Source organism: Microcoleus sp. N3A4, assembly GCF_036701805.1.
GTDB lineage: Bacteria > Cyanobacteriota > Cyanobacteriia > Cyanobacteriales > Microcoleaceae > Microcoleus.
Window position 1 is genome coordinate 25054 of record NZ_JAUBRJ010000010.1, and the last position, 22702, is coordinate 47755.

Below are 22702 nucleotides of genomic sequence, written 5' to 3' on the forward strand. Positions count from 1 at the left end.
GAGATAGATTTTTATGGTTGATTGGGAAAGGCAGCTTTGCCAAAATTTTAAGAGTAGCAAAAATACTTAATACAAAAAAGTTGAACTCTCTAAAGCTGAATATCGGGGTAGCGATTGCAACATCCAAAAAATAATAGGTAAAATTGATGGCGATCGGCATCCGACACCAGCCGGAAAACGGCTACCACTCAGAACCAACTCAGCCTTTCCCAAGAGAAAATCTTAATAGCCGATCGCTCATGCGCCTGCCGAGAACCCTGAGTCCCCTTGAAACGTGGGGCTTCGGGATGACTGGTCATATCTTGTGGGTTACCATTGCACCTGCAATGCACGCGGCTCTTGGGCCAAATGCGATTTTGGTATGGCTGCCCGCCGTACTGGTGGGGGTGATGCTGAACCTGCAAGTGAAACGCTTAGGGGAACACTGGCCAGAAATGTCCGGCGGAACGCCTAACTATATCACCGGGCTACTGAGCAACTATCCGCTTCTGGGCAGCTATGTGGCGATCGGCTACTTCGCTGGCTGGGCACTATATCCGTCAATAAACGCGATCGTAATTACGGCGCTAATCAAAGCTAACCTAGAACCCTTGGGCATCCCCTGTCCAGAAACGCCGCTAAGAATTGGATTCACACTAATCGCTTATATTCTGGCATTTAGCGGCAGTCGCGCCTTAGCGATCCTGCACGCATTTTTCATTATCCCGGCAGTGGGATTCCTACTGGTGTTTAGCATTCAAGGCATGGGATGGTTAGCTCTCTCCCCAAATAGCCCCGGATTTTTCCCCACCAGTTGGCCAACTTTAACCTTTGTTGACTGGGCAAAGTGGTCATTCTTTGCGGTCTACGGTGCCTGCGCCTGTGAAACTGCTTCCTCCTTTGTCGCCGACAGCCGCCGTCCAACTGAAACTTTGCGGGTTATGAACTTAGCCGCTTGGCTGATTCCACCCGTGTATCTGGGGAGTTCCTGGGTACTGATGCGCTTAGCAACCTCCCCAGAACTGGGCGAGGACTCGTTTAAGAACCTATTAGCTGCCGCCTCACCATTCTGGGGTCAGTCAGCTTCATTAATCGTCACACTCCTGCTGGCCTCAAGCTGCCTTCTTTGTTCCGCCACTGCGGTTTCCAACTCCCCCCGCATCTTGTACCAACTCGCTCTAGACGGGTACGTTTCCCCCGTCTTCGCTTTCATCTCCCGACGGGGCGTTCTGGAACCGGCCCTGGTATTTTGCCTTTTACTCAGTTCGATCGGTCTGCTTTGGGGAGATGTAACCGATATCGTGGTGGTCGGTGGTGCTAGTTACCTGATTGTGTTGATGGCACTATATCTGGGACTGTGGCTGCGGCGAGGAGCGCCAGAAGTGCGATGGCCTTGGTGGGGGGCAGGTTTCTTCTTTTTAGTTGCAGTTATTCTGGTTGTCGGAGGCTTGGGCTGGAGTTGGCAAGACGTGACGATTGGCTTGCTGTTGCCTCTGGCTATTTTGGCAGTGGATGCGGTTATCCGTCGCATTGCCTTTGCGCCGTTCCATCGAGCCTGGTGGATTCGGCATTACAGGGCGGGGCGTAAGAGCCAGATCGTAGATTTTGTGGCGTTTCAGGTTATAGTTCTGATTTTGCTAGTCTGTAGCGCCGTCAGTATTGGCTGGGTTTTTAGATCCCAATTAGATGGTAACTCTAGCGTTGGCTCTAATCTTTTGGCAGTGCTGATCTTGACAGTCACTTTTGTCGGGGTGGCTGTTGCCTGCTGGACGAGCTTACCCCAAGTTGTCTCGATGGACGAGGCACGAGAGGCGGCGGAACAACTGTTTGTAATTGCCATAGATGCGATTGTAGTGCTGGATGAAAATGGGATGATTCGTCAGGCTAACCCAGCATCTGAGCGTCTATTTGAGTTAAGCACGGGTCAATTAATCGGGCGTCACTTGAACAAACTACTCCCCGGATTGGCTTTTCAGCCAGAACGGTGGCCCATCCGCAGCGAACAAACTCTTAACCTGCGCGATGATCGCGACTCGCGCATCCTGGAAGTTGCCATCTCAAACCGATTCTCCCAAGATGCTTCGCTTTCCAATCAAGAGCTACAAGAATATGTCGCGATCGTGCGCGACATCACAGATCGCAAACAAGCCCAAGAATCCCTACAAAAAGCTAATGAGGAACTAGAAATTAAAGTCAAGGAGCGTACATCTGAACTCAGCCATACTGTAGAGCAATTGCAGAATGAAGTTGAAGGGCGCCAGCGGATCGAAGAAAATCTCAGAGCTATGCAAAATCAGATTGTTGTCCAAGAAAAACTCGCTTCTCTGGGTAGTTTAACAGCCGGAATTGCCCACGAAATCAGAAATCCCTTAAACTTTGTCAACAATTTCTCAGAAGTTTCTGCTGAATTAACCGAAGAACTGTTTGAAAAAATTGAAAATCAAGCAGAACGTTTAGATCCTGAAACCAGTGAGGATATCGCCGAGCTATTAACCGACCTCACAGCTAATCTTAAAAAAATCAATCAACACGGTCAAAGAGCTGACAAAATCGTTGGCAATATGCTGTTGCATTCGAGGGGACAAAGCGGTCAGTGGGAAGCCACAGATATCAATAGTTTATTGACCGAATATATCAATCTAGCCTATCACGGGATGCGAGCCAAGGAAGCTAATTTTAACATTACCATAGAAACTGACTACGACAAGGAAATTGGCGAAGTAGAGGTCGTGCCACAAGACATAGCTAGGGTGTTTCTTAACATTATTAGCAATGCTTGCTATGCAGCCCATAAAAAGCAACAAGAACAGGGGTCAGAATTTTCACCTCTACTTGACGTGAAAACTCGAAATCTGGAAGGTCGGATTGAAATCCGCATTCGCGATAATGGCGCAGGTATAAAGCCAGAGGTACTCGAGAAAATTTTCAATCCATTTTTTACGACAAAGCCACCGGCAGAAGGTACTGGTCTCGGTCTTTCTATCAGTCACGATGTTGTTGTCCAGCAACATCGCGGAGAACTAAAAGTCGAAACAGAAGTAGGAAAATACACAGAGTTTATCATCACATTGCCCAAAAAAACCGCAGAAATTCAGGAGTAAAAAAATGAAAGTAATGGTTGTAGACGACGAGGAAGATATTCAGTTATTGTTCAATAATTCGGGTAAGAATCAGTGTTAAAGATAATGAGCCGGGGATGACGAGCGAGGTAAGAAAGCGGCTGTTTAGTCCTTTATTTACAACTAAACCTGTGGGTGAAGGCACTGGCTTGGGATGCTCCATCAGCTATCAGATTGTGGTGGATAAGCACGGCGGAGATTTGAGGTGTCGATCGCAGCCAGAGCGGGGTACAGAATTTGCGATCGAGATTCCCACTAGGCAGAGCGATCGGGTACAGATGAAAGCGAGTTAAGCGGAGTTAAACAAAAAATCAGGGTAAAGCCTGGTAAAATCTAGAGCGCGATCGCATTTTTCCAATTTCTTTGTAATACCGGAAGTCCATAAACGCCCAACAACTTAGCCGAAGCCCTAAACGGCATGGCTAAAAGAACGCGAAATTAGCAAAAGCCAGAAGTCAGAAATAAAATGTAATATTGAAGATGGATTGAGATAGATTTTCATGGTTGACTGGGAAAGGCAGCTTTGCCAAAATTTAAGAGTAGCAAAAATACTTAACAAAAAAAAGTTGAACTCTCTAAAGCTGAATATCGGGGTAGCGATTGCAACATCCAAAAAATAATAGGTAAAATTGATGGCGATAGGCATCCGACACCAGCCGGAAAACGGCTACCACTCAGAACCAACTCAGCCTTTCCCAAGAGAAAATCTTAATAGCCGATCGCTCATGCGCCTGCCTCGAAGCCTGAGTGCGGTGGAAACATCGGGTTTTGGACTCACCGGTCACGCCAATTGGTTTACCATCGCCACAGCGATCCAAGCAGCGATTGGGCCTAGCGCCATCTTCGTTTGGTTGCCCGGTATTATCATGGGTATGATGCTCAACGTACAGGTAAAACGCATCGGTGAGTATTTCCCAGACATGGCTGGGGGAACGCCCAACTATACCGCCCGACTGCTGAAAAATTATCCGGGTCTGGGAAGCTATGCAGCGATCGGATACTTTTTAAGCTGGGTAGCAACACTGCCAATTTCTGCGATCGTACTGACGCAGCTAATCAAAGTCAACCTCAATAGTTTAGGTTTTAGCTGTCCTGAAACTTTACTAAATATTACCTTCACGCTCCTACCCTTCATTTTGACCTTCAGCGGCACTCGCGCCTTAAGTATTCTGCACGCCTTTTTTGTGTTGCCCACAGTCGGCGTATTATCCGTTTTTTCCATTTATGGTCTATTCTGGTTAGCTTTTTCCGCAAACAGTCCCGGATTTTTCCCCGCAACTTGGCCGCCATTCACCTTTATTGACTGGGCTAAGTGGTTTTACTTTGGTACATACATCTTCTACTGCTGTGACTCCGCCGCCAGTTTCGTAGCGGATAGCCGCAACCCTACTAAAACCTTGCAGTTTCTCAAAATTTCCGCACTGGGGATGCTGCCTGTGATTTTAGGAGGCGCTTGGGTACTGATGCGCTTGGCCACCGATCCCGGTCTGAAAGATGACGTATTCTTGAATTTATTAGCTGCCTGTCAGGTATTGTGGGGGCCCTGGGTTCCCTCCCTCGTCACGTTTCTGGTGGTCGCTAGCTGTCTTCTGAGTTGCGCGACCATAGTTTCCAACTGCCCTCGGATGTTGTACCAACTTGCCGTAGACGGACATATTTCGCAAACATTCGCAGTTGTATCCCGACGAGGCGTATTTGGATATGGCCTTGTGCTGGTTTTGCTTCTCAGTTTAATCTGTCTAGCTTGGGGAAATGTGCCTCGGCTTGTGGCGATTACTAATGTTGGCTTGGTTGTGTGCCTGATGATATTCCATCTCTCACTGTGGCTGCGGCGGGATAAGCCAGAAGTTCGGTGGCCTTGGTGGTCGCTGGCATTCTTCATAGTAGATGCGGTGGTGCTGGTAGTCGGAGGCTTGGCTTGGGGCTGGCAAGACTTTATCATTGGGTTGTTTTTTCCCCTTGCCGTTTTGGCAGTAGATGCAGGGATAAGTCGCATTGCTTTTGCCCCCTTCCATCCGTCGTGGTGGATTCGGCTTTACCGCAAAAGAAGCCAGAGCAAAATGCCAGATTTTGTGGCGTTTCAGGTTGTAATTTTGATCTTGCTGATTGTCAGCGCCGTCGCTGTGGGCTGGATTTTTGGCATCAGATTATATGCTAACTCTAGTGTTGGATTGAATCTATTAGTAGTGCTGGTTTTGTTAGTTGCTTTTGTAGGTGTGGCAGTTGCCTGCTGGACGAGTTTACCCCAAGTCGTCTCAATGGACGAAGCACGAGAGGGTGCAGAACAGCTATTTACCATTGCCCTAGATGCGATCGTAGTGCTGGATGAAAAAGGTGTAATTCGCCAGACTAATCCCGCTGCTGAAAGCGTCTTCGGAACAGATTCTACTAGGCTAATGGGGTCTTACCTCAACAAATTATTACCCGGATTAGAGGCTCAGCCAGAAGAGTGGCTCAGTCGCAGCGAACAAACTCTCAAGTTGTCTGATGGTAGCTCGCGCATTCTAGAAGTTGCCATCTCCGATCGATTCTCTCAAGATGCTTCCCTTTCCAATCAGGATCTGCAACAATATGTGGCGATCGTCCGCGATATCACCGAGCGCAAGCAAGCCCAAGAAGCACTGCAAAAGGCTAATGAGGAACTAGAAATCAAAGTCGAGGAACGTACATCTGAACTCAGCCATACTGTCGAACAATTGCAGAATGAAATTCAAGAGCGCCAGCGGATCGAAGAAAATCTCAGAGCTATGCAAAATCAGATTATCGTCCAAGAAAAACTAGCTTCTCTGGGTAGTTTAACAGCCGGAATTGCCCACGAAATCAGAAATCCCTTAAATTTTGTCAACAATTTCTCAGAAGTTTCTGCTGAATTAACCGAAGAACTGTTTGAAGAACTGGGAAATCAAGGAGAACGGTTAGAGCCGGAAACCAATGAATATATTGCCGAGCTATTAACATTTCTCAAAGAAAATCTTAAAAGAATCAATCAACACGGTAAAAGAGCTGACAAAATCGTTGGCAATATGCTGTTGCATTCGAGAGGACAAAGCGGTCATTGGGAAGCCACAGATATCAATAGTTTATTGACCGAATATATCAATCTAGCCTATCACGGGATGCGAGCCAAGGAAGCTAATTTTAACATTACCATAGAAACTGACTATGACAATGACATTGGCGCAGTAGAGGTCGTGCCACAAGACATAGCTAGGGTGTTTCTTAACATTATTAGCAATGCTTGCTATGCAGCCCATAAAAAGCAACAAGAAATGGGGTCAGAATTTTTACCTATACTTGACGTGAAAACTCGCAATCTGGACGGTCGGATTGAAATCCGCATTCGCGATAATGGCGCAGGGATAACGCCAGAGGTACTCGATAAAATTTTCAATCCATTTTTTACGACAAAGCCACCGGCAGAAGGTACTGGTCTCGGTCTTTCTATCAGTCACGATGTTGTTGTCCAGCAACATCGCGGAGAACTAAAAGTCGAAACAGAAGTAGGAAAATACACAGAGTTTATCATCACATTGCCCAAAAAAACCGCAGAAATTCAGGAGTAAAAAAATGAAAGTAATGGTTGTAGACGACGAGGAAGATATTCAGTCTTTGTTTACTCAAAAATTTAGAAAAGAAATCAAAGCAGGGCAAATTCAATTTTATTTTGCTCTGTCAGCAGAGGCAGCATTAGACTACTTAGAAAACAATAAAGAAGCGTCGATTGTTTTGATTTTGTCGGATATTAATATGCCCGGGATGAATGGGATAGAACTGCTCAGAATTATCAAAGAAAAGTTTCCAGATCTAAAAGTTTTTATGATTACCGCTTATGGAGATGAAAGAAATTACCAAACCGCAATTGCTTATGGAGCTGATGACTATATTACTAAACCTGTTAATTTTGAAAGCCTGAAAAATAAAATAATCAATTTGGAGTAAATTCACAATGAAACATAATTTGTAATTGGTACCTTCCCATCCTCTCCATCTTCCTTCTGCCTTCAGGGTTCTACTAGCAACTGAGAGATTAATATGTCAGCAAAAATACTGTTTGTAGATGACGAAGAAAATTTAGAATATCTAATTTCCCAGGTATTTAGAAAAAATATCCGCACGGAAGGATGGCAGATTTTTTTTGCCTGTAATGGTGTAGAAGCGCTGGAAAAATTGAAAGAACACCCGGATCTGGATATAGTATTGACCGACATTAATATGCCTGAAATGGATGGCCTGACTTTACTATCTAGACTTAATCAAATAGACCTACCCCTGAAAACAATAGTTATATCAGCCTATAGCGACATGGAAAATATCAGAAATGCCATGAACTTAGGTGCCTTTGACTTTCTAACCAAGCCGATAGATTTGGAGGATTTAAAGATTACTATCAACAAAACGCTGCGTGACGTGCAACACTTAAAAGAAAACCAGCGCTTGCGGGAATCAGAAGCTCGCGCTAGAGAACAAGCTCAGGATTTACAACAAGGTCTGCAAGAGCTAAAAAAGACCCAAGCTCAACTAATTCAGACCGCAAAAATGTCTTCTTTGGGTCAACTGGTTGCGGGAATTGCTCATGAAATTAACAACCCTGCTAGCTTTATCTATGGCAATATTAGCCACGTCAGTGATTATATCCACAACCTAATCCACCTGCTAAATCTCTATCAGCAGCAGTACAACCCACCCAGTTCTGAGATTGAAGCTGAAATCAAAGCCATAGATTTAGAATTTATGATAGCAGATTTATTCCAAATTCTGGCTTCGATGAAATGTGGTGTTAACCGCATTCACAAGATTGTTTTGTCTTTGCGTAACTTCTCAAGGCTGGATGAAGCTAACATAAAGTCTGTTGATATTCACGAAGGGATCAAAAGTAGCCTGCTGATTTTGGATAATCGACTTCAAACAACGACAGCGCGTCCACAGATTCAAGCGTTCGAGGAGTACAGCCATCTGCCTTTAGTGGAATGCTATGCTGGAGAACTTAACCAGGTGTTTATTAACATTCTTTCTAATGCGATTGATGCTTTGAATGAGTACAATAAACAACGGTCATTAGATGACATCTCCGCCCGCCAACTCGCCATTACTATTCGCACTGTTCTGCTAGAGGAAAATTCCCGTGTCGTCATTCAAATTCGGGACAATGGGCTGGGAATGACCGCAGATGTGAAAGACCGTATTTATGAACCTTTTTTTACTACTAAGCCTGTAGGTCAGGGTACTGGTTTGGGTCTCTATATCAGCTACCAAATTATAGTGGAAAAGCATGGGGGCACATTGAAGTGTGTTTCAGAGGTGGGGGAAGGAGCGGAGTTCTGGATTGAAATTCCAATCACACAAACTAAGGCTGAACTAGACTTGAGCTAATCAATCGCCCTCTACCAAACGAGAGAGCCTATTACAGCCGTTAGGTTTGCCATTGTAGAAATCAGCTTTTTAATGACTCTTGCAATAATATATAATAGAACTTAAAGTATATAAATATTACTCGGATAAGTTAATCAATGCAAGGGGAAAAAATGTCGCATCCGACCGAAAAATATCGCAATATGTCAGCAAAAATACTGTTTGTAGATGACGAGCCAGATTTAGAATCTCTAATTTCCCAGAAATTTAGAAAAAAGATCCGCGCGGAAGAATACCAGGTTTTTTTTGCGTATAATGGCGTAGAAGCGCTGGCAAAATTACAAGAACAACCGGATATAGACATTGTGCTGACTGACATTAATATGCCAGTTATGGATGGGATCGCTTTGTTGGGGAAACTTAATCAGATAGCTTCCCTAGTCAAAACAATAGTTATATCGGCTTATGGCGACTTGGGAAATATTAGAAAGGCGATGAACGCCGGAGCCTTTGATTTTTTGACTAAGCCTATAAATTTTCAGGATTTAGAAATTACAATTAACAAAACATTGTCCCACGTACAACAGCTAAAGGAAAACGAGCGCTCCCGCCAAGAAAGAGAGGAGAAATTGCAGCAATCGGAAGCGCGAGAGCGAGAAAAAGCTATTCAACTAGAAATGGCACTCGAAAATTTACAGCGCACCCAAGCTCAGCTTATTCAGACTGAGAAAATGTCTAGCTTAGGACAGCTTGTTGCCGGTGTTGCCCACGAAATTAATAATCCTGTTAACTTCATCTATGGCAACTTAACTTATGTCAATGAGTACACTCAAGAGCTATTGGGTTTAATCAATCTTTACCAGCAGCACGATGCCCATAATCACCCTGAAATCGAAGCTTTAATTGAGAAAATAGAGCTGGAATTTATCAGAGAGGATCTGCCTAAAATGCTATCTTCGATGAAAGTAGGGGCTGAACGTATCCGTAAGATTGTGCTGACGTTGCGGAACTTCTCGCGCCTTGACGAAGCTGAGATGAAACCCGTTAATATTCATGAGGGAATCGACAGCACTCTAGTGATTTTGCAGAGTCGGCTCAAACCTAAGCCGGATTGTCCGCCTATTCAAATTATTCAAGAATACGGAGATTTACCAAAAATAGAATGCTATGCCTGTCAGTTAAATCAGGTATTTATGAACTTGCTGAGCAATGCCATTGATGCGTTGAATCACTATGACAAAGGACGCAGCCGGGAGCAAATTAAAAACCAGCCTAGTACGATTACAATTCGTACTTCTATGCTGAATCGCGATTGCGTAAGAATTAGTGTTAAAGATAATGGGCCGGGAATGACGAGCGAGGTAAGAAAGCGGCTGTTTAGTCCTTTCTTCACAACTAAACCTGTAGGTGAAGGCACTGGCTTGGGATTATCTATCAGCTATCAGATTGTGGTGGATAAGCACGGCGGAGATTTGAGGTGTTTATCGCAGCCAGATCGGGGTACAGAATTTGTAGTTGAGATTCCCACTAGGCAGAGCGATCGGGTACAGATGAAGGCGAGTTAAGGGGAATTAAACAAAAAATCGGGGGAAAGTCTGGTAATACAGCGTATTCCAGGTTGGTAGGGACACGGCATTGCCGTGTCCCTACCGAGGATATATACAGCATATTCCATGTATATGTAGTACACACAAGAAGAGCGATCGCCCGTGTAAGGTGCGTCGCTTTCAGAGTCAATCTGCAAGTTTTATCCAATATCTCGCAGCGACGCACCCGGAGGATTAACACCACACAATATAGCTGCTGCTGTACTTAATGAACCTGGAATACGCTGTATCTGGGGTGTGTTTCATAAACCGGGAATCTGGTGTATCTATAATCGCGATCGCACTTCCCCAATTTCTCTGTAATTTATGAAGTCTCCCAAACACCGAACGGCCTAGCTGAAGCCCTCGATAGTAGATTTTGAGTCGTCGGTCAACTTGTCAGTGTCCCGGACTGGTTAAGGCGAGGCGTGAGGGCGCGATCGCGCCTTCACCATGTGCCAGTTGCGTAAGTTTTGAACTAATAATTAATGACTAAGCTGTCGCGCATTTAAATTGTATATTCATGGCGGGCGAGACGCCCAACCCAAAAGAGTTTAATTGTTTTTTAACATACAATTTAAATGCCGCCACAGCTTAATGACTAATGACTGATGACTAATGACTAATGACTAATGACTAATGATTATCTTCCTCCGACGACGACATTTTTAATCCGCAAATGGGGGCCGCCGACGCTTACGGCTAAACCGTTCTGGCCGCCTTTACCGCAACCGCCGTAGGCATAAACCGAGTCGTTTCCTATCGACTCAATATCCTTTAACGTCTGAAATACATTGCCGCTTAAAGTGACATCGCTCACCGGTTCTGCCAATTTGCCGTCGCGAATCATAAAACCTTGAGCCGCCGCAAAGGTAAACATTTCGCCGTTGGTTTGTCCTCCCAACATCCGCACTGCATACACTCCTTCGTCAATGTCGGCAACCATTTCGTCAAAAGAATGTTCGCCAGACTCGATCGCAGTATTAGTCATCCGCACCAAAGGCATAAAAGTAGCGCTCAGAGCCCGGGCATTTCCCGTCGGACTTTCGCCCATTTTGCCCGCAGTCTCGCGATTGTGCATCCGAGCGGCTAAAACTCCATTTTTAATTAAATGCTTGCACTGAGCCGGCACACCTTCGTCGTCGTATTTCAAAGTTCCCGGCAATCCCGGCACAGTTGCGTCGTCAATTACATTCAATTGTTCGATCGCCACAGGCTTGCCCAAAGTCAGCAATTCCTGCATTTTCGGGTTTTCGTAAATGCCGTCTGCTTCCGACAAATGCCCGAAAGCTTCGTGAATAAAAACCCCCGACAAATAAGGGTCTAAAATCACCGGATACTGACCGCCTTTCACCGATTTTGCCTCTAGTTGGCCTACAGCTCGAACGGCCGCACTCTTAACACGATCTTCAATATTTGTCAAGACATCGTAATCCGATCGCGAGTGAATCGACTCAAACCCTTGGCGGACGACACCGCCCTCGCCGCGGGCGATCGCCCCGAAACGCCCCGTCACGTCCAAGCGCTCTTGAGCGATGCAAGTACCTTGAGAATTCACAAAATAAGTAATCCCGAATCTGTCGCTGTAACCGGCCATTGTCGTCTGAATTCGCGGGTCGTAATCTAACAGCAACTGGTTGTAAGATTCGAGCAACTTGCGCTTTTCGGCTAGAGTAATAGAGCGCGGATCGCGACCCAATTCCACTGCTACGTAATCTTGAATCGGGGTAACATCTGCGAGTAGAGTTTTTTCGCTGCCAACCAAACGAGACTGCACTACAGCTTCTTCAATGCGGTTTTTTAACTCAGCTAAACCGTTAAAAGTTACAAAACTCCAGCCGCCTTTGTGACAGGCGCGGATGCCGCCGGCGAGACTGAAACTGCGGTTGACAGCATCTAACTGAGGGCCGCGAAAACTAATCGCAGTTGACTCGCTTTGTTCGAGCCGAACTTCTAGATAATCTACGCGATCGCGGTAAGGTGCGATCGCTTCCATCAACTGTTCCTGCATCAAATTGCCCCTATTTTGATTCGCCGTAGCGCTGAAAAAAATTATTGCTAACCCTATTTTAGCTAATAACTCCCGTATTTCGGGTGCGCGCTCCCGCACCACAGCGTTGGGGGAGCGCACCCTACCCGATAAATGGCGAGTCAACCAATTTTAGATTTTAGATTTTAGATTTTAGATCGATCCCGTCCTGAGTCTGCGAAGGAATGAATCCGGGGCTTACGATCGCATTACTTTCGGTCAGTCGATTTGAGATTTAAAACTTTGTCCAAAGAATTGAGGATTAGAGGTTTACAGATCGCCAGCGTTCGGCGGGCGTCCTAGAACAAAAAAAACTCGCGCCGGCTCGCGAAAAGCCCGGTATGCGGGAAATCTTGCATCGGCCTATAGAAATGGAACTAAACTAAATCTATCTAAAGACGTAAATATCTACCTTAACCGCCGGCAGATGGAATACTTTAAAATTAAAAAATTTCAAATTTCACCCTATTTAGCAGCAATTTCGGCATCAGTAGCCATTTTGATCGGAGTTGGTATTTTAGACCGATCGGAACAGCGGCGGTTTTCTCAGTACAACCGCGCTAGCACCCTCGAACGGCTCAGCACAGTCCGTTCTAAGCTGGAAGGCTCTTTGAATTCCCGGTTGTTTTTGATGCGGGGTTTGGGGGCTTATCTTTCCAACAACCCAAATATCACCGAAGCAGAGTTTGCAGCGACGGCGAGAATTCTGATGGCACAGCAACCGGGCATTCGCGCCATAACTTTAGTTAAAGGCACGACAGTCGCTTACATTTATCCGCACGACGGAAATGAAGGGGCGATCGGGGTTGACTTGACGGCGCTGCCCGAACAGCGGCAAATAGTCGAAGAGGTCATTAACACCAGAAAAACCTTGCTTGCCGGGCCCGTGAAATTATTGGAGGGGGACGAGACGTTGATCGGCCGATCGCCCATTTTTCTCACACCCTCCGGCGCCGAGCCCGAAACAGGAGTTTACTGGGGCTTGACAGGCCTGTTCGCGGACAAAAGTTCCCTGATTGAGGAAGCAGGACTCAACGACTCCTCAGCGAAGCTGCAATACGCTCTGCGGGGCAAAGACGGGAGAGGAGCATCCGGCGCAGTGTTTTTCGGTGACGAGTCAATTTTTCAGGACAATCCCGTGCTGCTGGAAGTGACTTTGCCCAACGGTTCCTGGCAGTTGGCAGCAATTCCGGCGGGACGATGGCCTGCAAATTCGCCGTTTCGGGGGTGGCTGCTCTTTGGAGGCGACTTGCTGGCACTTTTGAGCGGGGTGGGGGTTTTTAGCTGGGTGTACGGCCGTGCGAAACTGCGTTCAAGCGAAGCTAAGTACCGACAATTGGTTGAGAATGCTAACAGCATTATTGTGCAGTTAGACAGTGAAGGCAAGATTACTTTTTTTAACGAGTTTGGTGAAGCTTTTTTCGGGTATTCAGAAGCAGAAATCATCGGCAAAAGTGCGATCGGCACAATTATACCGAAAACAGATTTATCAGAAAGTGACCTCGCGGCAATGATTCGAGACTGTTTAGCACAGCCGGAAAAATACTTCCAAAACGAATATGAAAACATCCGCAGCAATGGAGAAAGGGTGTGGATAGCGTGGAAAAATCAACCTTTATTAGATGCGAAGGGAAATTTGGCAGGACTGCTTTGTATCGGGACGGATATTAGCGATCGCAAACAAGCTGAAATCGCCCTGCAAGCTTCTGAAACGGAATTGCGGGCATTGTTCGCTGCCATGAACGACGTAATTTTTGTCATTGATATTGAGGGACGTTATCTGAAAATTGCGCCCACAAATCCCGAACTTTTATACAAACCGCCGGCGGAACTTATAGGCAAAACTCTGCACGATATCATGCCACCAGAAACAGCAGATTTTTTCCTCAGTCAAATTCAACTTACCGCCGACACAAAACAGACCCATTCCATAGAATACAGCCTGCAAATTGACAACCAAGAAGTTTGGTTTGTCGCTAACATTTCGCCCATGCAGGACAACACTGTTATTTGGATAGCCCGCGACATTACGGAGCGCAAGCAAGCTGAAAATTGGTTGACCGGTCAAAAACAAATTTTAGAAATGATTGCTAAGGGCGCTCCTCTGGGCGATACTTTAAATACTTTAGTTGAAATAATCGAACAGCAATCTAGAGATATCATAGGTTCGATTTTGCTTCTCGCTCCAGACGGCGAACATTTACTGCACGGAGCCGGGCCCAGTTTGCCCGACAGTTACAATGCTGCTATTCACGGCACAGCCATCGGCCCGAATGTCGGTTCCTGCGGCACTGCTGCCTTTAGCCGCCAACAGGTGATCGTTACAGATATTGCCACCGATCCTTTGTGGGAAAATTATCGAGATTTAGCCTTGAGTTTTGGACTGAAAGCTTGCTTTTCTACTCCTATTTTATCATCTCAAGGTCAAGTTTTGGGAACTTTTGGAATGTATTATGCCCAACCGCGCAGCCCCCAATTTTTTGAGCTGCAATTGATAGAAGCGGTCATAAATTTAGCAGGAATTGCGATCGAACGCAAACAGGCAGAAGAAAGTCTCAAACAACTCAATCAAGAGCTAGAAAATAGAGTCAAACAGAGAACTGCTCAATTGATGCAAACTGAAGAACGCTGGCAGTTAGCACTCAAAGGCAACAATGACGGAATTTGGGACTGGAACTTGCAAACAGGGGAAGTGTTCTTGTCCGAGCGATTTAAGCAAATCACTGGATACGAACACAGCCAAACTGTCGATTACTTTGACAAATGGAACAAGGGCACGCATCCCGAGGATTTAGCCTTAGTAATGCAAGCTCTCCAAGACCATTTAAACAAGAAAACGCCGCATTACATCATCGAATACCGCTGGTGGTGCTATAACAGTGCCTACAAATGGATACTCAGTCGGGGACAAGCTTTGTGGGACGAATCTGGAAAAGCAGTCCGCATGGTTGGTTCAATTACTGACATTACGGAAGGCAAACAAGCAGAGGAAGCACTGCGGGAAAGCGAGGCAAGATTCCAAAAGCTGTCTGCTAATTTGCCGGGAATCATTTATCAATATTTGTTGCGTGCAGATGGATCTTTCAGTTTTCCTTACATAAGTGCTGCTTGCCGAGAACTTTTTGAATTAGAACCAGAAGATGTTCTGAAAAATGCGGCTTTGGTAATAGATTTGATTCATCCCGAAGACCGCCAAAATCACGAGGCATCTGTTGCTATTTCTGCTCAGAGTTTGCAACCTTGGCAGTGGGAAGGACGGATGGTGCTGCCTTCAGGCAAGATTCGCTGGTTTCAGATAATGTCGCGTCCTGAAGCTAAAGAAAACGGGGATATTCTTTGGGACGGCATCGCCGTTGATGTTACCGATCGCAAACAAGCTGAGTTAGCTTTGCAAGAAAGCCAGCAGTTCATTCAAAAAGTAGCATCGGCTACTCCCGGTATTTTGTATCTCTACGACTTGGAAGAACAGCGAAATATCTACACTAATAATTCACTGCTCGAGCTTTTGGGCTATAGGTTTGACGACCTTACAGCGATGGAGTCGTCACTGATTCCTCAGTTAGTACACCCGGAAGATTTGCCGAAAATTCTCAAACATCACGCGATCCTTGTAGGAGTTGAAGATGGCGAAATTAGGGAAATTGAGTACCGGATGCGGGCAGCAGACGGTCATTTTTTGTGGCTGCAAAGTCGGGATACTATTTTTAGCAGGAATGCTGACGGTCAGGCTAAGGTGATAATTGGAGTTTCCCAGGATATTACGACTCGCAAGCAAGCAGAGGAAGCACTGCGACAAAGCGAGGGACGAGAAAGAGAAAAAGCTCGAGATTTAGAGTCAGCGCTGCTGGAATTGCAATCTACTCAAACTCAGCTCATTCAAACTGAAAAAATGTCTTCTTTGGGGCAATTAGTTGCCGGCATCGCTCACGAAGTTAACAATCCCGTTAACTTCATTCACGCTAATATTGATTATCTCAAACAGTATACACAACAGTTGCTCGATCTGGTGACTCTTTACGAACATGAGTATCCCGAACCTAATTCAAAAATTGTCGCTCGCATTCAAGAGATTGATTTAGGTTTCATGGCTGAGGATTTAACAAAACTTGTGGGTTCGATGCAGGTAGGAACCGACCGCATTCGCCAAATTGTGTTGTCGCTCAGGAATTTCTCGCGGCTGGACGAATCCGCAATGAAGCCGGTCGATATTCACGCGGGAATTGACAGCACTTTGTTAATTTTGCAGCACCGCTTGAAGAGTCGGGACAGCCGCCCCGAAATTGAAATAATTAAGGAGTTTGGGAAACTACCGCCGGTGGAGTGCTATGCAAGCCAACTCAATCAGGTGTTTATGAATATTATTGCTAATGGAATTGATGCTATTGAAGAACGATATCAAAAGTTATCGGTTCCACGATCGCAGATCGAGAAGGGCCGGATTGCTATTTGCACTGGTGTAACAGCCCAGAAGACTGCGATGGTGGAAATTTCGGACAACGGTACGGGCATTCCCGAGGCGATAGTCGATCGAATTTTTAACCCGTTTTTTACTACAAAAGCTGTGGGGAAAGGTACGGGGTTGGGAATGTCTATCGCGCACTCCATTGTGGTGGAAAAGCACAAGGGGAAGATTGAGTGTATTTCGTCCATAGGATGCGGAACGACTTTTAGGATTCAGATTCCGATCGACAAAGTGTATGAGTAGTAGCGTGCGTCAGTCGATTTTAGATTTTAGATTTTAGATTTTAGATTTTAGAATTGACTCCACACTGGTAGGGTGCGTCAATCGATTTTAGATTTGAGATTTGAGATTTGAGATTGACTCGACAGTAGTAGGGTGCGTCAGTCGATTTTAGATTTGAGATTTGAGATTTTAGATTGACTCGACATTAGTAGGGTGCGTCAGTCGATTTTAGATTTGAGATTTGAGATTTTAGATTGACTCGACATTAGTAGGGTGCGTCAGCAGTTCTTGATTTTGAGGCGCACAGCCAAGAGCCATAAGCTGACGCACCCTACAAATTAACGACTAAGATAGATTGAAGCTGCTAAGGAAGCGGTGCTGCATCAAACCTTTAACTGTATAAAAATTGACATGATGGGATTAATCCTGGAAGCGCTGGAAGCAATGGGACATAATGTCCGCTGGATGTCTTGGAATTTGTTTTTGGCTTTAGTACCGCTGGGCCTGAGTTTTTTGCTGTTCCGCAAACCCCGATCGCGCTGGCTGCTGTGGGGTACGGCCTTTCTCCTGGGCGCTACTTTTTTGCCCAGCACGCGCCATGTTATGGCTTATCTGAAGCACATTGTGCAAGATGTGGGCAAAACTTACGTTTTGGGGGCGATCGCGATTACGCTGGCACTGATGGCTTTAGACATCTGGGTACTCCGGCAGCGCGGAGTTCGCTCTCTCCGCTGGTGGGGCGGGTTTTTTGCATCGATCGCCTTTTTGCCCAATGCGCCCTACGTTTTAACTGATATCATTCACCTGATCCGCCAGATTCAAGAGGGCTACTCGGTGTGGGTAGTGACATTGGCTTTGATTCCGCAATATTTGGCGTTTATGCTGGCCGGCTTTGGGGCTTACGTGCTGTCGGTGATGAATTTGGGTTACTATTTGAAGCAACAGGGTTGGAGTAAGTTTATCCTGGCAACGGAGATAACTATACACGCACTTTCGGCGATCGGCATTTATTTAGGGCGATTTATCCGCTTCAACAGTTGGGACATTCTGACTAACCCCGATGCGCTGGTTAACACCGTAATGAACGATTTGATTGGCAAGCGTCCGGTTTTAGTAATGGCTGTAACCTTTCTAGTAATTGCTGCTTTGTATTGGGTAATGAAACAAGTATTTTTAGGGATTAGCCAGCGATTTTACAGCAGCCAATCGCAGTCGGAGTTGGCCGGCGACAGCGCGAGTTCTTCCGATCCCATCGATTTGAGATTTTAGATTTGAGATTAAAGAATTGACTCGACAGATCGATCTAAGACCTTGAACTAACGTCCAATCTTTTTTTGTCTCCTTAACTCGGAAAACAAGTATCCGTCTGTGGATGAAACCAATTTTTTAGCGAAACTCCCAAACAAATTACTGCGGCAATGGGTAATAAAACTTGATATGTTAGAACAGTCGAAGTAGTTTTGTAAAAAGTAAAGATGAATCGATTTGACCGTCAGTTGTGGGAGAGATTTATTGCGATCGCCCAGCCTTACTTTTATCCTTTAGAGCCTGGAGGCGGCAGAATTTTTTTAGGATTAGTGGCGCTGTTGTTGATATTTCTCTTCGCCGCGATGTTTGTGGCTGTCAGTGTTGTCAGTTTGGGCGCTCAAGTCTTTTTTCCAGAGGCTTTTAACGGGGTTGCGGCTGGCTTAGCTACTTTGATCAAAGGAATTATCTACTCACCGACAATTGCGATCGTTGGTTTAATGCTAATCCTCCCGCTGGCTGCTTTTGGATTTTTCAGAAGCAAGTTGATACCGCGCTGGAAGCAGTGGATCATGTTAGCTCTGCTGCTATTTTTATCGCTCTCTGTTAGCGGAATTAACGTAGTAATTAGCTACATTGGTAACTTTTTTACGACATCACTTGCTGAAAAAGATCAGACTACTTTTTGGCGGTTTATGTGGGTATATGCTGGAGTTTTCATCATCGGTACTCCGATAGTGGTGATTTACCGCTATACCCAAGATAAACTGGGACTGTATTGGCGAGAGTGGATGACTGATAGTTTCCTGGATAGATATTTTCAAAACCGCGCTTATTACGAAGTAAATTCTCAGAAAGAAATCGACAATCCCGACCAGCGAATCGCTGAAGATATCAAATCTTTTACTAGCACGAGTTTATATTTTTTGCTGCTAATGTTGGGAGCAGTTATTGATGTTATTTCATTTACGGGTATTCTGTGGTCTATTTCTAAAAATCTTTCGATCGGACTAATCATTTATGCTGTCTTCGGGACGACAGTAATGGTAATTATGGGCAAAAGGTTGATAGTTTTTAACTTCAATCAGCTCCGGAAAGAAGCCGACTTTCGCTATGGCTTGGTTCACATTCGGGACAATGCAGAATCAATTGCTTTTTATCGGGGAGAAGCACAGGAATCTGTTCAGGTGAAACACCGCTTTTTAGCAGCAGTTCGGAACTTTAATTTGCTAATTGGGTGGCAGCGGAATCTGGAATATTTTACAGTTAGTTATAAATATGCAACTTATATTATTCCCTCTTTGTTTCTCGCTTCTATCTACTTTGCCGGCAAGATCAGATACGGCGATATTACTCAAGCTGAATTTGCTTTCCGTCAGGTTTTAGAGGCATTTTCTTTGGTTGTATATAATATCGACGACTTGAGTGCTTTTGCAGCGGGAATTAATCGTCTAGCTACGTTTAATGAGTCTTTAAAAGATGAAAAAAAGGCTGTTCAACTCGAATTCAGAACAATCGATACAGTTATAAATTCGCAGTTGACACTGGAACACGTTACTTTAGATACTCCGAAGCATCAAAAGACTTTGATTAGGGATTTGTCGGTAGCTGTGTCGCCAGAGGAAGGACTGTTAATTGTCGGTCAAAGCGGTGCTGGAAAGAGTTCTTTGCTGCGGGCAATTGCGGGTTTGTGGGACTCGGGAACGGGCCGTTTGGCGCGGCCGGAACTGGGAGAAATGTTGTTTTTGCCGCAGCGTCCTTATATGATTTTGGGCAGTTTGCGATCGCAACTTCTGTATCCCGCCACCAGCAGCGAGGTTGATGAGGAAAAATTGCGCCGCGTTTTAGCATCAGTAAATTTAGCAGATTTGCCGGACAGATTGGGCGGTTTTGATGCGGATTTAGATTGGGCTGAGATTTTGTCGCTGGGAGAACAGCAGCGTTTAGCTTTTGCTAGATTGTTGTTGACGGAACCGCGATATGCTATTTTGGATGAGGCGACAAGTGCTTTGGATTTGAAGAACGAGCAACATTTATACGAGCAGTTGCAAGCCACTAAAACTACTTTTGTGAGTGTCGGTCACCGATTGAGTTTAGTAAAATATCACGAGCAGGTTTTGGAACTTTTGGGCGATGGGAGTTGGCTGCTGCTTTCGGCCCAAGAATACCGCGCTAGTTCGAAGGTTTTTGGCTGATAAGTAAATGGACAGAATTAATTACACACTGATTCTTTGCTAGACAAGGCTTGTAGCCCATAGTTTTGTGTAATTAATTGTGTCCTACTACTTACAGCGCTGCTTTCAGGGATTGTAAATTTACCCGGTTGTGGGGAAAGCGGTGGGTGGAGGCGCGGTTGGAGATTTATCGTTTGGTTCTACAGATTAATCGCCGCGCCTCCACCCACCCTACAATAGGTTCTACTAAAGTTACATTATTTTTTTGAAGTGGTATGACGATCGATAATTGGGTATATACAGCATATTCCATGTATATGTAGTACACACAATCTTGTAAGTAGATGAGTGAGAAAATACATAAGTAGTCATTGCGAGTGAAACGTAGTGAAACGAAGCAATCGCAACGGTTACGGTTCATTTACATTTTGTTACATAGTTTGGTTTATTTGCGCCTACCTACTTAGTAAGTAAGGTGCGTCGCTTTCAGAGTCAATCTGCAAGTTCTATTTAAAAGGTCGCAGCGACGCACCCTACTGATTAACACCACACAATATAACTGCTACTGTACTTCATGAACCTGGAATATGCTGTATATATCTAAAACGGCGCAAAAAACAAAAAGCAAGCTGAACTTTGGCGGATTCGATTCAATTGTTTGCCCGCGAGAACTCACACAATATAATAGAAGATAGATTTTTAGTACAGGCGAGATTCCTACCTTGACTACTCCGATTCCTCAAAACTTTGTGCAAACGATCGCCAAACAGCGCGCAGTCACAGATGCCGAGTTAGAAACTGTGTTTATGGCTCTAGACGGTCAATCTACGGCTACCATCGCAACCAAGCTTGGCATTAGCGACATCGCCGTTCGCAAAAGACTCGGCGAAGTTTACAAAAAGTTTCAGATCGGGGGGAACGGGCCTGGAAAGCTGTCGGAATTGAGGCATCAGTTGCTGTTTTCATACCACACTGAGCAGGAAGCGATCGACTTTAGTCCCCGAGGTAAAGGATCTCTATTCAAAATGGCGATCGGGCGCCGACAGGAAGATTGGGGCCAAGCACCAGATGTTTCGGTTTTTTACGGACGGACTGAAGAATTAACTACTTTAAAGCAGTGGATTGTATCAGATAATTGTCGCCTGGTAGCACTGCTGGGTTTGGCCGGCAGCGGCAAAACAATTCTTTCGGTGCAGTTGGCAAAACAGGTACAGAATGAGTTTGATTTTGTGATTTGGCGATCGCTGCGATCGGCACCAGCACCATCCGACTTCCTAACTAACTTAATTGAAATTTTTTCTAACCCACAAAAACCCGATGTGCCGCTCGACCTCAACGGGAAAATTTCGCGCTTGGTCGAGTATCTGCGGAAGCAGCGCTGTCTGCTAATTTTAGACGATTTTGAAGCGATCCTCAGACCCGAAGAATTAGCGGGACACTACCGCGAAGGCTGCGAAGGATATCGAGATTTAATTGTACGGCTCTGTGAAGTCAATCACAATAGCTGTGTAGTGCTAGTTAGTTCGGAAGAACCTACGGAACTGGCTTTGCTGGCCGGAGAAAAAGTGCGGTCTTTAAAACCTGTGATTTCCGAGGAAATTGCCCGGGAAATTTTCCAAGAAAAAGGTTTGTCGGCTCAAGATCGAGAGTGGAAAATCTTGTTATCCCGGTACGGAGGCAATCTGTTAGCGTTAAAAATTGTAGCGACAACGATTCACGAGTTTTTCGAGGGGAATGTTTTAAAGTTTTTGGAAGCCACGGCATTATTTATTGAAGAACACATCAGCAATTTGCTGGCGCAGCAGTTCGAGCGAATGTCGAGTTCAGAACAAGAGATTTCCTACTCGCTGGCTATTGCTCAAAGTCCGATTTCCCTGGCGACTTTGCGAGAGCAGATGTTGGTCAATTCATCGCTTTCGGATTTGCTGAAAAATCTCGATTCTCTGGGTCGTCGCTCGCTGATTGAAAAAATCAGTGAGGGCGGGGAAACTGTTTTTATGCTTCAGCCTTTGATCGTGAAATATGTGACCGACAGATTAATCGATCGAATTCGCTCGGAGGTTTTGGAGACAGTTAAGACGCAAGGAATAGAAAGAATGCGGCTGTTGAAAACTCACAACTTGAGCATTAGTATTGCTAGAAAAGCGGATAAAAAGGCTCGAAATCACTCTATTTTAGAATTAGTTAAAAATCGGCTGCAAGTTTTGTTTGCGAAAACAACAGGCTTTGAAGAACCGCTAAATATCTTGACGAAAGTTGCCTCCAATCTGGAAGATAAATCGATTCTTGAGGTGGGATATGCTAGGGAGAATCTGATGCAGATTATTTCAGAAATTCAGTGCTAATACCAATTCTCGCCTCCAGAAAGCAACAATGATGAGTGTGGGTTTGTTTACGCTCACTGTTCTGCACCGGTGCGTCGCTCAAAGATTGTGGATATTATTTAAGATTTAAGGGTGGCGACGCACCCTACAGCTACTGTTGCATGAGTTTTGAGAATTAGTATAACAAAAAAGCGATCGCCCTTTAACAAAAGC

At 45.2% G+C, this 22702-nt stretch carries 10 protein-coding genes and 1 pseudogene; 10 read left to right on the plus strand and 1 reads right to left on the minus strand.

What is annotated here, in order from left to right; genetic code table 11:
- Window positions 1–146: 146 nt before the first annotated feature.
- The 6 genes and pseudogenes from QUA56_RS08295 (at window position 147) to QUA56_RS08320 (ending at window position 10012) form a co-directional block, all read left to right on the plus strand.
- Entirely contained in the window at window positions 147–3080 is a 2934-nt protein-coding gene (locus QUA56_RS08295; protein ID WP_333355682.1) for an ATP-binding protein, read from the plus strand.
- A 62-nt stretch (window positions 3081–3142) separates the two neighbouring features.
- Window positions 3143–3391 (plus strand): annotated as a pseudogene (locus tag QUA56_RS08300) (sensor histidine kinase); the annotation flags it as partial.
- A 339-nt stretch (window positions 3392–3730) separates the two neighbouring features.
- Complete coding sequence (locus tag QUA56_RS08305; RefSeq protein ID WP_333355685.1) at window positions 3731–6661, plus strand: amino acid permease; 2931 nt, start codon at window positions 3731–3733, stop codon at window positions 6659–6661.
- A 4-nt stretch (window positions 6662–6665) separates the two neighbouring features.
- Window positions 6666–7037 carry a response regulator gene (locus tag QUA56_RS08310; RefSeq protein WP_333355687.1) on the plus strand — a complete coding sequence of 124 codons (372 nt, stop codon included), beginning with the start codon at window positions 6666–6668 and terminating at the stop codon, window positions 7035–7037.
- Window positions 7038–7130: 93 nt separating this feature from the next.
- Window positions 7131–8468: a response regulator gene (locus QUA56_RS08315; protein WP_333355690.1), complete on the plus strand. Its 1338-nt coding sequence runs from the start codon at window positions 7131–7133 to the stop codon at window positions 8466–8468.
- Between the two features lie 182 nt (window positions 8469–8650).
- Window positions 8651–10012, plus strand: coding sequence for an ATP-binding protein (locus QUA56_RS08320; protein WP_333355692.1), 1362 nt, complete (start codon window positions 8651–8653; stop codon window positions 10010–10012).
- A gap of 664 nt (window positions 10013–10676) precedes the next feature.
- Here QUA56_RS08320 and QUA56_RS08325 read toward each other — a convergent pair.
- Complete coding sequence (locus QUA56_RS08325; RefSeq protein ID WP_333355891.1) at window positions 10677–12044, minus strand: TldD/PmbA family protein; 1368 nt, start codon at window positions 12042–12044, stop codon at window positions 10677–10679.
- Window positions 12045–12489: 445 nt separating this feature from the next.
- On the opposite strand from QUA56_RS08325, the gene QUA56_RS08330 reads away from it, so the two are divergent.
- The 4 genes from QUA56_RS08330 to QUA56_RS08345 all read left to right on the plus strand — a co-directional run bounded on the left by QUA56_RS08330 (window position 12490) and on the right by QUA56_RS08345 (window position 22510).
- Window positions 12490–16767, plus strand: a complete 4278-nt coding sequence (locus QUA56_RS08330) for a PAS domain S-box protein (protein ID WP_333355695.1) — start codon at window positions 12490–12492, stop codon at window positions 16765–16767.
- A gap of 390 nt (window positions 16768–17157) precedes the next feature.
- Complete coding sequence (locus QUA56_RS08335; RefSeq protein WP_333355698.1) at window positions 17158–18015, plus strand: DUF1361 domain-containing protein; 858 nt, start codon at window positions 17158–17160, stop codon at window positions 18013–18015.
- Window positions 18016–18221: 206 nt separating this feature from the next.
- Window positions 18222–20186 carry an ABC transporter ATP-binding protein/permease gene (locus QUA56_RS08340; RefSeq protein WP_333355701.1) on the plus strand — a complete coding sequence of 655 codons (1965 nt, stop codon included), beginning with the start codon at window positions 18222–18224 and terminating at the stop codon, window positions 20184–20186.
- 701 nt (window positions 20187–20887) lie between these two features.
- Window positions 20888–22510 carry an NB-ARC domain-containing protein gene (locus tag QUA56_RS08345; protein WP_333355703.1) on the plus strand — a complete coding sequence of 541 codons (1623 nt, stop codon included), beginning with the start codon at window positions 20888–20890 and terminating at the stop codon, window positions 22508–22510.
- The last annotated feature ends 192 nt before the right edge of the window (window positions 22511–22702 follow it).